This is a genomic window from Plantactinospora sp. B6F1 (genome assembly GCF_040120695.1).
Lineage (GTDB): Bacteria > Actinomycetota > Actinomycetes > Mycobacteriales > Micromonosporaceae > Plantactinospora.
Genome location: NZ_JBEEAC010000003.1, coordinates 156,020 through 168,581 on the forward strand (window position 1 = coordinate 156,020; position 12,562 = coordinate 168,581).

Consider the following 12,562-nt stretch of genomic DNA (forward strand, 5'->3'; position numbering starts at 1 on the left):
CGTGCGAAGGCCATCGTCCGCCGGCAGAAGTCAATCGTCCGCCGGCAAAAGCCGATTGTCCGCCGGCAAACAGACTCCTCGACCGCGCGGCGCCCAGCCGGAGCAGTTGGGATTCGAGGGGATGCCCGAGCGCCTCTTCGTCTGTACGCCGAGCCGGCTCGGCGCGTACACGGACTGCCCTCGCCGCTACCGCTACTCCTATGTCGACCGGCCCGCGCCGCCCAAGGGGCCGCCCTGGGCGCACAACTCGCTCGGCGCGAGTGTGCACACCGCACTGCGCAACTGGTATGCGTCGGCCCCCGACCGTCGCCGCCCGGAGGCGCTGCCGACCCTGCTCAAGGGCACCTGGGTCCGGGAGGGCTACCGCGACGAGGAGCAGGAGCGGGCGGTCTTCCGCCGGGCCCTGGAGTGGCTGGAGTCCTACGTGGAGACGCTCGACCCCGCCGACGAGCCGGTGGGGGTGGAGCGGGTGGTCGCGGTCAAGACCGCCGTGCTGGCCTTCAACGGCCGCGCCGACCGGATCGACGCACGTCCAGGCCCGGACGGCCCGGAGCTGGTGATCGTCGACTACAAGACCGGGCGGAGCGGTCTCGACGCCGACGACGCCCGTGGCTCCCAGGCGCTCGCGCTCTACGCCTACGCCGCCGAGCGGGTCTTCCGGAAGCCCTGCCGCCGGGTCGAGTTGCACCACCTGCCGACCCGGACGGTGGCGGGGCACGACCACACCGAGGAGTCGCTAGCCCGGCAACTCGGCCGGGCCGAGGACACGGCGCGGGACATCATCGCCGCCGAGCGGGCGGTCGCCGACGGCACCGACCCGGACGAGGCCTTCCCGGTCGCGCCCGGCATCCGGTGCGGCTGGTGCGACTACCGCCGCAGTTGCCCGGCCGGCGCGGACGCCCCCGACCGCGAACCCTGGTCGGCGGTGGAGCGGGCACTCGCACCCGCCGACCCGGGCGGCCCCGCCGGAGCGGCCTGACGCGCGGGTGGCGGATCAGCCGTCGGTGGCGACCAGCCGTCGGTGGCGATCAGCCGTCGGTGATGGATGGCGGTGGCGGATCAGCCGTCGGTGACGGGATCAGTCGTCGGTGGCACGGCGTGACTGGCAACTCGGGCAGAGGCCCCAGTAGGTGACCTCGGCCTCGTCGACCTCGAAGCCGTACGCGGTCACCGGCGCCAGGCAGGGTGCCGGGCCGACCGCGCAGTCCACGTCGGCGATCTCGCCACAGCCCCGGCAGACGACATGGTGGTGGTTGTCGCCGGCCCGCGCCTCGTAGCGGGCGGGCGATCCGGCCGGCTCGATCCGGCGGGAGAGCCCCGCCCGGGACAGCGCACCGAGCACGTCGTAGATCGCCTGGGTGGAGACCGAGTCGAGCCGTTCCCGGACCCGCTGGGTGATCTCGTCCACCTCCAGGTGCCCGCCGGCCGCCAACACCTCAAGAACGGCGAGGCGCGGCCGGGTGACCCGAAGGCCCCTCGACCGGAGCAGTTCCTCGCCAGTCATTCCACTATCACAGCACGTCGATGGGACCCCAACAAGGCGGACGCGGGCCGATCGTGGCCACCGCCACAGGCGTACGGCGTCGCGCCGGTGATGGAACCGGCGTGAACCGGTCCGGCTCGATCCTCGTGTACCGGGGTAGGTCGCGGATGTCGTGACCGAATTTTCGTACCCTCAGGGTCTCCCGTCGGGAGAGGCAGAAGGAGGCGTCGGTGTTCAGGGAAGTCATGGGTCTCCCCGCACACGTGCTGTTGGTGCACGCGGCCGTCGTCTTCGTGCCGCTGCTCGCGTTGGTCTCCACCGGGTACGCCGTACTGGCCCGGTCCCGGTTCCGCAGCCGGCTCGACTGGGCGGCGGCGGTACTGGCGGTGGCGGCACCGGCCTCCGCCTTCTTCGCGATGCGGTCCGGCGAGGAACTGCAGAAGGTGCTGATCGCCAAGAACTACGGCCCGGAGATCCTTCAGAAGGTGGTGGAGCACCAGGGCTACGGCGAGTTGACGTTCCGGTGGAGTCTCGCCCTCGGCGTGGTGACGCTCGCGCTCCTCGCCGTCACCGGCACCCGGGCCCGGGCCCGGTCCGTGCCCGGTTGGCTGGGCCTGCTGCTCGGCGCGGTCGTGGTGGTGCTCGCCGCGGTGAACGTCTGGTACGTCTACCTCACCGGGGACACCGGCGCCGAGGCGGTCTGGCAGGGCGTCGTCTGACCCCACCCATCCGGCGACCCGACCGGCGCGTCCGGTCGTTCAGGACGCGTTCGGTCGGTCAGAACAACGCCCGCGAGCAGAGCAGGCACATCAGCACCAGCACCACCGCGCCGCCCACCAGGCCGATGCCGTAGGTCAGCGTCCGCGCGTTCCCCTCCTCGGCGTCCAGGGCGAGGTGGTCCTGGGCCGGCAGCGGTCGTGGCGGTGCCGGCTGTACGTGCAGCGGTGGACGCCAGCCCGGCGGTGGAGCACTGCTCGGCGGCGGGCCGGGGTAGTGGATCTCGGGTCGTACCGGTGGCGGCGCCGGGGACGCCGCGGCGGACTCCGGGGAGTCGGCGGGCGGCCCGGTGGGTCGACGCCAGAAGGCGTCATCGGCGGAGTTTCCGCTCTGCGTCGTCACGCTGTCCGACGCTACCAACCCGAGTGGTTTCCGGCGCCTCGCCGGCAGTCACCGGCGGATCTGTCGACCTGCCGACCCGGTACGCTTGCCGGGTGTCGGGGACGGAGAAGCAGCACGCCACGAGGGTCGGGCGGGACGGTGATCGGCCGGTCTCGCTGACCGGTGACCGCCCGGTGTTGCCGGAGCAGTCCGTGGACGACACCGACCGGGGCTGGGGCGAGCGGCCGGATTCCAACGACGAACGGCTGTTGGCCGAGCGCCCACCACACTGGGACTGATCGGCGGAGACTGGACTGGCCGGCCGGCGACTGGGCGGTGTGCGCCACCGCGCCTGGGACGGCGACGGGCTGCGGTGTGGCGGTGGCTACGAACGAACGATGATGGCGAAGCGGGTCGATTCCGGCATCCCGACCGCGCGGTGGGCCTGATCGGGGCGGAGCGCCAGGTAGATGGCGCTGGCCGCGCCGTCGGTCTGGCCGGGGCCGAGCACGTCGAGCACCAGTGCCCGGGTCGCCAGGACGGTCGGCTTCGGTGCCCTGCCCGCCTGGTCACCGCCGGCTGCCGCGAGAAGATCCACCCGGGCTCCCGGTCGGGCCACGGTCAGCGCGGCCGGCTCGGCAAGCCGGATCGGTACCCCCACCGTCCCCGCCGGCACCGGCACCCCCGAGCCGCCGCCCGGGGTCGCCGAGCCCTCTGGCCCAGCCGGCAACCCGCTGGGCCGGGTCGCCGGTCCGGTCCCGGGCGTCCGAGTCGCACCGCCCGGCCAGGGCGTCCGAGTCGCACCGCCCGGCCAGGGCGTCCGAGTCGCACCGCCCGGCCCGGGAGACGGCGGTCCGTCGGACCGGCCGGAGCCGGCCACGTCCGCGGCGGTGCCGACCCGGCCGGGGGAGCCGGCGACCGGGACGGGACAGGACGCTGCCGGCTGGCGCAGGTAGAGCGCGCCGAGCGCGAGCGCCAGCAGGGCGGCGACCAGCATCCAGCGGAGTGTCGAGCCGGCACGCGGACGTGACCAGCGGGTCGGGCTCAGCGTGGCATCGCCACGGGTGGGCGTACGGTCGAGCGCCACGGCGAACCTCCTCGGCCCGGCGGCGCCGGTGGAGTCGGCGTCGTCCGGTGCGCAGCAGGCTAGGCGAGGGCACTCCGAAGCGGCGGCAGACGATTCAGACCCTGTGGATAACTCGGAGGGGTGTGGATAACTTGAAGGCCGGGTCGGCCCGGTGAGCCGGCGCCGCCAGCACCGTCGGAGGTGCTCAGGTCGTGCTGGTCGAGGAGGCGGAGGTCGCCTTCGGCTTGCTGCCGGACCCGCTCGACGTCCCGTGGACCGAGCCGGATCCTCCGCCGCCGTTGGCGGAGCCGGACGTGCCGCCGTTGGCCGAGCCCGAGCCCGAGCCCGAGTCGCCGCCGGAGCCGGTCGTCGCGGAGTCGCTCTTCTTCGACGCGTCGGACTTGGGTGCCGCGGAGCCGTCACCACCCTCCGAACTGTTGCTTCGGGAGTCGGTCCGGTAGAAGCCAGAGCCCTTGAACACGATGCCGACGGAGTTGAAGAGCTTGCGCAGGCGACCCTCGCACGCCGGGCACTCGGTCAACGGCTCGTCGGTGAAGGACTGCACCGCCTCGAGCTGGTTGCCGCACTCGGTGCAGGCGTACTGGTAGGTGGGCACGGTCCCCTCCGGATCTTGCAAGCCAGTTGGCACTCGACGTATCCGAGTGCCAATGGTGCGGCATCGTACCCGCTTTCGTCCAGCCGAGGTCTCCGGGCCGACTCTGCGACACCCCGACCGCCGAGCCGTCAACCGGACCCCACGGATTGGAGGCCACCGGTGGGGGTGAGCACGGCCCGTACCGGACGGTCGTGAGCTGCCGCCGGAACCGAATCGATCAACTCGCCGTCGTGCAACAGCGCCACCGTGAGGGCACCGGGAGCGGCCCGGGCCAGGGCGCGGTCGTACGAGCCGCCGCCGCGACCGAGCCGGATGCCGCGCCGGTCCACGGCGACTGCCGGTACGACGACCAGCTCGGCGGAGCTGATCGCCGCACGACCGAGCCGACCGGTGACCGGCTCCCGCAACCCCCGGCCGGCCGCGACCAGGCAGCCCGGTCCGGCGTACGGTGCCCAGTCCAGGTCGAGGTCCGAGCGGAGCACCGGCAGCAGGAGTCGCCCGCCGGGGCCCAGCGCGTCGGCCAGCGCGTCCGGCAAGCCGGCCCCACCCGGCTCGCTGCCGACCGGCACGTAACCGGTGATCAGGTGGGGTCGTACCCGCCGGATCAGGGTGCGGAGTTCGGTCCGGACGCGCTCGGCGGCGGCCAGTCGGGCCGGCGCCGGCAGCGCCCGGCGCCGGGCCAGCATCGTGAGCCGGAGCGCGGTCTTGCGCGGGCCAGCATCTCCATCCGAAAAATCCGGCACGTAACACTCCCGGGGGCAGGCCGGTTAACCATTGGGGTTGGGCCAGCATCGCAGCATCGCAGCATCGGGTGCGGAGTTTCCGGGGGGACGAGTGACGCTGCGTGGACGCTTGACCACCACCTTCCTAGCCATCGTGGTCGGGCCGGTGCTGGTCGGCGCGCTCTCTGTCGCCGGTACGGTCGCCACGGCAGGTCGCCATCGGGCCGAGCACCGGCTCAACCTCGCCGCCGACGCCGTCCGTACGACGGTCGGCGCGATCTGCCAACAGTTGCGCGCCACCGCCGGCGCGCTGGCCGTACTCTCCGATCCGGCCAGCCGGACCGGCGCGGCGGGTGAGGTGGTGACGCGGGGACTGGCGGACGCGGTCCTGATCACCGGTCCGGGCGGCGCGGTCGACTTCGTCACCCCGGCGGCACCGGCTCGGCCCTGGGCGTCCTGCTCAGGCCCGGCCGGCACCGGACCGGCGCCACGCGCCCTGACGGCCCGGGTGGACCTGCGGGACGGCTCGGGGGCGGTGACCGGTGGGGTCTGGGCGGCGCAGACCCTCGACGCGGCGTTCGTCCGCCGGCTCGCCACCGCCAGCGGAACCGCGGTGACGCTGCTGCGGGACGTACCCGGACCGGCCGCGACCTCGCCGGGACCGCCGTCGTCGGATTCCGTCGCCTCCCCGACGGATACCGCACCGACGGGTCCCGCACCGACGGATACCGCAGCGACGGGTCCCGCAGCGACGGGTCCCGCAGCGACGGGTCCCGCAGCGACGGATACCGGGGCCGCTGGCAGTGGTCCGTCCGCCGTCGGGAGTCCGGACGGCGGACGGCAGGGGGCCGAGTCGCCGAGTACCGAGTCGAACGGCTCCCGGGCGGCCGTGCTCGCCGCCGCCCGGCGGATCTCCGGAGACACGATCGTCCAGGCGGACGGAGGCCGGTACGTCCGCCGGGTCGGTCCGGCTCCCGACCAACCGCTGCCGCTCGTGCTGTCGGCGCCCCGCGATCCGCCGGCGGCCCGGTACGGACCCCTCGCGATCGTCGTACTGCTCGCCGGGGTGTTCGCGGTACTGGCCGCCAGCCGGCTGGCCCGGTCGACCACCCGGCCACTGGCCGAGCTGGCCCGGGCCGCCGACCGGGTCGCCGAGGGGGACCTGGCGACCCGGGTGCCGGTCCGGGCACCGGACGAGGTCGGCCGGCTCGCCGACAGTTTCAACCGGATGACCCGGGAGGCGGAGTCCTACCTACGGGCGCTGGTGACCAGCCGGCACCAGCTGCGCGAGCAGCTCGCCGTGCTCGGCGACACCCTGGCCAGCTCGCACGACCTGCACCGGGTCCTCCGATTGCTGCTCCGGGCCGCGATGACGGCGACCGGGGCCCGGGCCGGGGCGGTGCTGCTGCTCGACCCGAGGACCGGGGTCCTGGTCGCTCAGTGTGCCGAGGGTCTCGACCGGCGCGGCATCGGGCTCGGTCGGGCGGCGTCCACCAGCGGCCCGGTGGGCGAGGGACCGGAACATCCGGCCGACGACCGGCAGCGGCACGGCGAGCCGCCGGCGCTGCGGATACCGCTCGGCAAGGGACTGCTCGGCACGGTCGCGGCCACCGGCGAGCCGCGCCGGGGTCGGCTGGACCGGGACGGGCCACGTCTCTACGGTCGTGAGCCGCGCTGCCGAACGTACGTCGCGGTGCCGCTCCCGTCCTCCGGCGCCAACGGCCAGGTGCCGTATCCGGGGGTGGAGCCGGCGAGTGCCACGCCGCCGCTGCGCCCGGCCACCTCCGCCGGCTGGCCGGGTACGGCCTCGGGGTCGGGCAGCGGCCCTCCGAAGTTGACGCTCGGGATGGGCCGGACACCGGCCGGCGGACGTACCGCGGCCGGGGTACTCGCCCTCTACGACCGGCTCGGGTCGGACGAGTTCGACGACGTCGACCTGGTCACGCTCGGCAACTTCGCCGACCACGCGGCGGCGGCGCTGGAGAACGTCCGAATGCACGAGGAGGCGCAGCGGCTGTCGCTGACGGACCCGCTTACCGGGCTCTGGAACTACCGCTATCTGAAGGAATCGGTCCGGCGGGAGATCGAACGGGCCAGCCGGTTCGGCCGGATGCTCAGCGTGCTCGCCCTCGACCTCGACCGCTTCAAGGAGGTCAACGACACGTACGGGCACGCGGCCGGGGACGCGGTGCTCGCCGAGTTCGCCCAGCGGATCCGGGGTGCGATGCGGGAGGTGGATCTCGCGTTCCGCCAGGGCGGTGAGGAGTTCGTGGTGCTGCTGCCGGAGACGGACGCCCGGGGCGCGGCGACGGTGGCGGAGCGGCTGGGCGCGGCCGTCCGGGAGACTCCGATGGCGATCCGGCCCCGGCCCGGCGCGGTCGCCCCGGTCCGGGCCCTGGTCCCGGTCACCGTGTCGATCGGCGTCGCCGTCTATCCCGACCACGCCGCCACCGGACCGCAGTTGCTGGTGGCGGCCGACGAGGCGCTCTACGCGGCGAAGGCGGCGGGCCGGGACACCTACCAGATGGCCACGGCCGGCGGCCGGCCCACCGTCGAGGAGATTCCGGTCCGGGCCGGCGCGGCGACGCCGGACGACGGCCTTCCCTGGGCGGGTGGCCGGCCCGGGCCCGGCGGGTCCGGCGGGGCCGGCGGCTGGCCGGGTCGGGCGCGTCCGGGCGGGGACGGACCGGTCCGGGCGGGGCGTCCGGGCGGGGACGGACCGGCCCGGGCGGGGCGTCCGGGCGGGGACGGACCGGCCCGAGCGGGGCGCCCGGGCGGGGACGGACCGGTTACCGCGGAGGGCGGCCCGGACGGCGCGTTATCCGGGCCACAACCGCCGCGCCAGGGCCGTGGCCGATAGTCTCGCGACATGCCGGAGAACGCAGCTACCCCAGCCAACTCCTCGACGCCGACGGCCGGACGACGGGCGGTGAAGGCCGTCATCCCGGCCGCCGGCCTGGCGACCCGGTTCCTGCCCGCCACCAAGGTGGTGCCGAAGGAACTACTGCCGGTCGTCGACCGTCCGGTGTTGCAGTACATCGTCGAGGAGGCTGCCCAGGCCGGTATCGACGACGTACTGCTGATCACCGGCCGGGGCAAGACCGCGATGGTCGACCACTTCGACCGCCGGCCGGACCTGGAGGCCCGGTTGGAGGAGAAGGGCGACCCGAAGCTGCTGGAGGCGGTGCGGGGGCCCGGGGAACTGGCGCAGATCTACACCTGCCGGCAGCCGGAACAGCTCGGCCTGGGCCACGCCGTCGGGTACGCCGAGACGCACGTCGGGGACCAGCCGTTCGCGGTCCTGCTCGGCGACGAGTTCGTGAACCTCGCCGAGCCGCTGCTACCGGCGATGCTGGACCTGCAGGCCCGGACCGGCGGCATTGTGCTGGCCTTCTTCGAGGTGCCGCCGGACGAGACCAAGCGGTACGGCATCGCCTCGGTGGCGCCGGCGGACCGGAGCCTCTCCGACCTCGGCGAGGTGGTCGAGGTGACCGGGCTGGTGGAGAAGCCGAAGCCGGAGGACGCGCCGAGCAACCTCGCGGTGCTCGGCCGGTACGTGCTGCCGAGCTCGATCTTCGAGGCGATCGGGCGTACCGGGAAGGGAAGCGGCGGGGAGATCCAACTCACCGACGCGATGGGTCTGCTGCTCAAGGAGGGTATGCCGGTGCACGCGATCATCTACCGTGGCACCCGCTACGACACCGGCATGCCGCTGGGCTACCTGCAGACCGTGGTGCAACTGGCCTGCGAGCGTGAGGATCTCGGTGCGGAGTTCCGGCAGTGGCTGGGCGAGTTCGTCGCCTCCGACGCCGGCCGCCGCACATGACGCCCTTCTGCGAGGTGACGGTGTGACAGCGACGGCCGATGCCGAGGCGGCCGCCAACGAGCTGACGCCGCTCGCCGACTACCTGGGCAGCGTGCTGCGCAGGTTGCGGGCGCTTCCCCCGCTCGACCTCGACCTCACCCAGGCGTACGGCAACGTGCTCGCCGAGGACGTCGTGGCGCCGCACGCCTATCCGGCCTTCGACCAGGCGGCCATCGACGGGTACGCGGCGCGCTGGGAGGACATCTCGGGCGCGGGGCGTACCGGTGGCGCGGCCGGCGGCTACGGCCCGAGCCGGCTCGGCGACCCCCGCCCGGTCCGGCTCAACGTCGTCGGCGACCTCGGCGCGGCGAGTTGGCGGCCGGTCCGGCTGACCCCGGGCGCCTGCTTCTCGGTGGCGGCCGGTTCGCCGCTGCCGATCGCCGCCGACGTGGTGGTGCCGGTGGAGTGGACCGACCAGGGCATGGCGGCGGTGGAGATCTTCCGGACCCCGAAGCGCGGCTACGGGCTGCGCCGGGCCGGTGAGGAGCTGCCGGCCGGTACCCTGCTGGCCCGCTCCGGCTCGTACATCTCGCCGGCCCTGGTCGCGGTCTTCGCGGCGACCGGCATCGGGCACGTGGTGGTCCGGCCGAGCCCCCGGGTGGTGATCGTGGCGACCGGCGACGAGTTGGTCGACGTCGGCCGGGCCAGCCAGCCGGGGCAGGTGGTGGACATAAACTCGCACGCCTTGACGGCGGCGGCGGCCGAGGTGGGCGCGCTGGCGTACCGGGTGGGCATCTGCGACGACGATCCCGAGGGGCTGCGCGGGCTGCTGGAGGACCAGACGCTCCGGGCCGACCTGATCATCACGACGGGCGGTACCGGTGCCGGCCCGGGTGACATGGTCCGCCGTGTACTGTCCCGTCGGGACGGTGGCCGGGCCAGCCCGGTGACCTTCATGGAGGTCGCCCTCTATCCCGGAAGCGCCCTCGGGTTCGGTACGGTCGGAGCCGAGGAGGTACCGGTGGTCTGTCTACCCGGTGAGCCCGGTGCGGCACTGATCGGCTTCGAGGTGCTGGCGAGGCCGGCGATCCAGTTGCTGGCCGGCGCCGAGCCGGTGTTCCGGCCCAGCGTCCGGGCACACCTGCTGGAGACCGTTTCCTCGCCGTCCGGGCTGCGGGAGTTCCGGCCGGCGCACGTGGCCGAGCGGCGCGGCGGCGGCTACACCGTGCAGCCGCTGCGCGGTGGGCCCTACACGCTCTCCGGGCTGGCCGAGGCGAACGGCCTGATGGTGCTCGGCGAGCGGGTCACCAGCGCGGCGGCCGGCTCCACCGTGGACGTGCTACTGCTGGACCGGCGCAGGTGACCGGGCTGCCACCCTGGCAGGGCGGTGCCGGCGACGGCGCCAGGGTGTTGACGAGGAGGCGTGGGTTGCCGACGGGAAACCGGGCGTGAACCTTGCCGCGACCCCGGGCTGGCCGGTCGTACTCCGGGACGGTGCGGTGCTGCTGCGCCCGTACCGGCGGTCGGACGCGGGGGCCTGGTCCGAGGTGCGCTGCGCCAACCAGGCCTGGCTGGCGCCATGGGAGTCCTCCCCGCCGGGCCGATGGGACGAGATGAACTCGCGGATCGCGTTCCGCTGGGTCTACCGGGACCAGCGCAGACAGGCGCGTCGCGGCGAGGCCATGCCGTTCGCGGTCTGCCTGGTCGAGGGCGCCCGGGAGCGCCTGGTCGGGCATCTCAACCTGGGCAACATCGTGCGGCGGGCGTTCTGCTCGGCGTACGTCGGCTACTGGGTGGACGGTCGGGTGGCCGGGCGCGGCGTGATCCCGACCGCGATGGCGCTCGCCGTGGACCACGCGTTCGGGCCGGCCGGGCTGCACCGGATCGAGGTGAACATCCGGCCGGAGAACGGCCCGTCCCGGCGGGTGGTGGAGAAGCTGGGCTTCCGCGAGGAGGCGTACCACCCGCGCTACATGCACATCGACGGCGCCTGGCGTGACCACATCGGGTACGCGATGACCAGCGAGGAGGTCGCCCGGGAGGGTGGCCTGCTGGCCCGCTGGCACCGGGTGCGCGCCGCCGCGTCCTAAAGCGGTGTCGCCGGGGCGTCGTCGACAGCTCCGCGCAGTCCGGCCCGCCGGGGATCTCGTGCCGGATGCGGGCCGGGGTACCGCATGTTGATCTCCTTCGTCGCTGGTCGGCCGGCGCGCCGCACGATTTTCCTGGTCTGTCCCCGTAACCTGAAGTAATCGGGACGTGCGGCAACGTCGGACGGACCCGCGTCGGCTCCGGGAGCTGATCCGCGCCTGCCGTGGACGCGCCCGGCGGTGCGGGAGAGGCTCGTCCGGTCGGTTGCCCGAGGTGGGTGACGGGAGGGATGAGGGTGCCGGCCTCGGTGCTCCTCGCCGTCCTCGCCGCAGCCGGTCTGCTCGCCCTCGCGCCGGCACTGGTCCGCCGGTACGACGCCACGGAGCGGCTGGCCGCGGAGCGGGCGCAGTCGACGGCGCGGGTGCTCCAGCGCCGCCGACGGCGACGCAGCGTCCCGGGGCGGCAGCCGGTGAATCCACCCCGCACTCGAATCGTCACCCTGCGCACTGGTGTTCCCCCTGCCGACCTGGCCACCGCCCAGCCGGTCTCGCCGGCCGCCAGCCCCGGCACGCCGGTCTCCGGGCCGCCGGTCTCCGGGCCGCCGGGGAACGGTCGGCGCAGCCGTCGACTGCGCTCGGTGCCCCGCAACCCGGGCCCCGCCCGGCGTCGTTCACCGCCCGCCCGGCACACCCCGGCCGTCTACCGGAGGCGCCGGGTCTTCGTCGCCCTGCTCCTGCTCAACTTCGTCGAGCTGGTCGGGGTGGTGCTGGTCAGCCCCGGCTTCTGGATCGGCTTCGCGACCACCGCGACACTGCTGGGCGCGTACCTCGTACACCTGCGGAGCCGGGCCGTCGCCGAGCGCCGGCGGCGGCGCGTGCAGGCTCGCGAGGCGGCCTGGCTGGCCGCCCGGCAGGCGGAGGTCCGGCGTGCCCAGGCCCGCCGGGCGCAGGCTCGCCGGGCGGCGCAGCGCCGCCTGGCCGCCCAGCGGGAAGCGGTACGCCGGGCCGCGCTGGGGATGAACCGGGCGACCGACCTTCCTCCGGCGGCCAGCGGGGGCGGCCGGGCGGCGGGTTCCGTCTCCTACCGGCGGGCCGGCGGGCTGCGCGGCCGACCCTACGAGGCCGGGGGACGGTGAGCGGCTCCCGGTGACGTCGGCGGGGCTGGTTCGCGCCCGGGGCGGCCGACCTGTTAGCCTTGGCGCCGGCCTGCCGGTTCGTCGGCTTGGTCAAGGGGCTGTGGCGCAGACCGGTAGCGCACCTCGTTCGCATCGAGGGGGTCAGGGGTTCAAATCCCCTCAGCTCCACCACAAAGCAGCAGGTCAGGGGCGGGTTCTCGGGAGATCGAGAGTTCGCCCTTGATCATTTGTCCGTCTGGCGTCGTCGGACGGAGCCCCAGTTCGTGGCACGTGGCGGACGATCTCAAGCCGAACGGGTGAGGTGGGCGACCGGGGCGGCCTGGCTGGGACATCACGTTGCGGCAGTCGCGACGGTGGCCCCGTGTCCAGGCTCAAGCTGTAGAAGCGGAGTTCGGCATCCCGCGGTAGCCCGAAGCGGCTACGCCACGCTTCCGACGAGGCGTACCGGCCGACGGCCGCGGCATTGGTTCGTCGCGAGAGCCCGTTGCCGACGGAGGGCATTGCGTCCGTCGCAACGCCCTTTGCATCCACTTTCCACCCGGCTTCCAC

Annotated in this window: 13 protein-coding genes and 1 tRNA gene; 9 read left to right on the forward strand and 5 right to left on the reverse strand. The window is 74.2% G+C overall.

The window, feature by feature from the left end:
* Positions 1-121 precede the first annotated feature (121 nt).
* Positions 122-979 (forward strand): RecB family exonuclease, encoded by an 858-nt coding sequence (locus tag ABNF97_RS06355; RefSeq protein ID WP_349337934.1) that lies wholly within the window; start codon positions 122-124, stop codon positions 977-979.
* 99 nt (positions 980-1,078) lie between these two features.
* Here the strand turns inward: ABNF97_RS06355 and ABNF97_RS06360 are convergent, their stop codons facing one another.
* Positions 1,079-1,504, reverse strand: coding sequence for a transcriptional repressor (locus tag ABNF97_RS06360; RefSeq protein WP_130465095.1), 426 nt, complete (start codon positions 1,502-1,504; stop codon positions 1,079-1,081).
* Between the two features lie 209 nt (positions 1,505-1,713).
* Between ABNF97_RS06360 and ABNF97_RS06365 the strand changes: the two genes are divergently transcribed.
* Positions 1,714-2,202, forward strand: a complete 489-nt coding sequence (locus ABNF97_RS06365; RefSeq protein ID WP_130465094.1) for a DUF2231 domain-containing protein — start codon at positions 1,714-1,716, stop codon at positions 2,200-2,202.
* Positions 2,203-2,260: 58 nt separating this feature from the next.
* Here ABNF97_RS06365 and ABNF97_RS06370 read toward each other — a convergent pair whose 3' ends face one another.
* The gene (locus ABNF97_RS06370; RefSeq protein ID WP_130465093.1) at positions 2,261-2,602 is read right to left on the reverse strand and encodes a hypothetical protein; all 342 of its coding nucleotides are present in this window, start codon (positions 2,600-2,602) and stop codon (positions 2,261-2,263) included.
* Between the two features lie 92 nt (positions 2,603-2,694).
* Between ABNF97_RS06370 and ABNF97_RS06375 the strand changes: the two genes are divergently transcribed.
* Complete coding sequence (locus tag ABNF97_RS06375) at positions 2,695-2,880, forward strand: hypothetical protein (RefSeq protein WP_130465092.1); 186 nt, start codon at positions 2,695-2,697, stop codon at positions 2,878-2,880.
* Positions 2,881-2,966: 86 nt separating this feature from the next.
* Here ABNF97_RS06375 and ABNF97_RS06380 read toward each other — a convergent pair whose 3' ends face one another.
* The 3 genes from ABNF97_RS06380 to ABNF97_RS06390 form a co-directional block, all read right to left on the reverse strand.
* The gene (locus tag ABNF97_RS06380) at positions 2,967-3,668 is read right to left on the reverse strand and encodes a hypothetical protein (RefSeq protein ID WP_130465091.1); all 702 of its coding nucleotides are present in this window, start codon (positions 3,666-3,668) and stop codon (positions 2,967-2,969) included.
* 184 nt (positions 3,669-3,852) lie between these two features.
* Positions 3,853-4,263, reverse strand: coding sequence for an FmdB family zinc ribbon protein (locus ABNF97_RS06385; protein WP_130465090.1), 411 nt, complete (start codon positions 4,261-4,263; stop codon positions 3,853-3,855).
* Between the two features lie 128 nt (positions 4,264-4,391).
* Positions 4,392-5,006 (reverse strand): 5-formyltetrahydrofolate cyclo-ligase, encoded by a 615-nt coding sequence (locus tag ABNF97_RS06390; RefSeq protein ID WP_130465089.1) that lies wholly within the window; start codon positions 5,004-5,006, stop codon positions 4,392-4,394.
* 109 nt (positions 5,007-5,115) lie between these two features.
* On the opposite strand from ABNF97_RS06390, the gene ABNF97_RS06395 reads away from it, so the two are divergent.
* The 6 genes from ABNF97_RS06395 to ABNF97_RS06420 all read left to right on the forward strand — a co-directional run bounded on the left by ABNF97_RS06395 (position 5,116) and on the right by ABNF97_RS06420 (position 12,184).
* Positions 5,116-7,845 carry a diguanylate cyclase gene (locus ABNF97_RS06395; RefSeq protein WP_486484857.1) on the forward strand — a complete coding sequence of 910 codons (2,730 nt, stop codon included), beginning with the start codon at positions 5,116-5,118 and terminating at the stop codon, positions 7,843-7,845.
* A gap of 9 nt (positions 7,846-7,854) precedes the next feature.
* On the forward strand, positions 7,855-8,811 hold the full coding sequence (locus tag ABNF97_RS06400) for a sugar phosphate nucleotidyltransferase (protein ID WP_130465088.1): 957 nt from the start codon (positions 7,855-7,857) through the stop codon (positions 8,809-8,811).
* A 22-nt stretch (positions 8,812-8,833) separates the two neighbouring features.
* A complete protein-coding gene (locus ABNF97_RS06405; protein WP_349337935.1) occupies positions 8,834-10,153 on the forward strand; it encodes a molybdopterin molybdotransferase MoeA in 1,320 nt (439 codons plus the stop codon).
* An 85-nt stretch (positions 10,154-10,238) separates the two neighbouring features.
* Positions 10,239-10,880, forward strand: coding sequence for a GNAT family N-acetyltransferase (locus tag ABNF97_RS06410; RefSeq protein ID WP_130465086.1), 642 nt, complete (start codon positions 10,239-10,241; stop codon positions 10,878-10,880).
* Positions 10,881-11,167: 287 nt separating this feature from the next.
* On the forward strand, positions 11,168-12,013 hold the full coding sequence (sepX, locus tag ABNF97_RS06415; protein ID WP_207230652.1) for a divisome protein SepX/GlpR: 846 nt from the start codon (positions 11,168-11,170) through the stop codon (positions 12,011-12,013).
* Between the two features lie 94 nt (positions 12,014-12,107).
* Positions 12,108-12,184: transfer RNA gene (locus ABNF97_RS06420), tRNA-Ala, on the forward strand.
* The last annotated feature ends 378 nt before the right edge of the window (positions 12,185-12,562 follow it).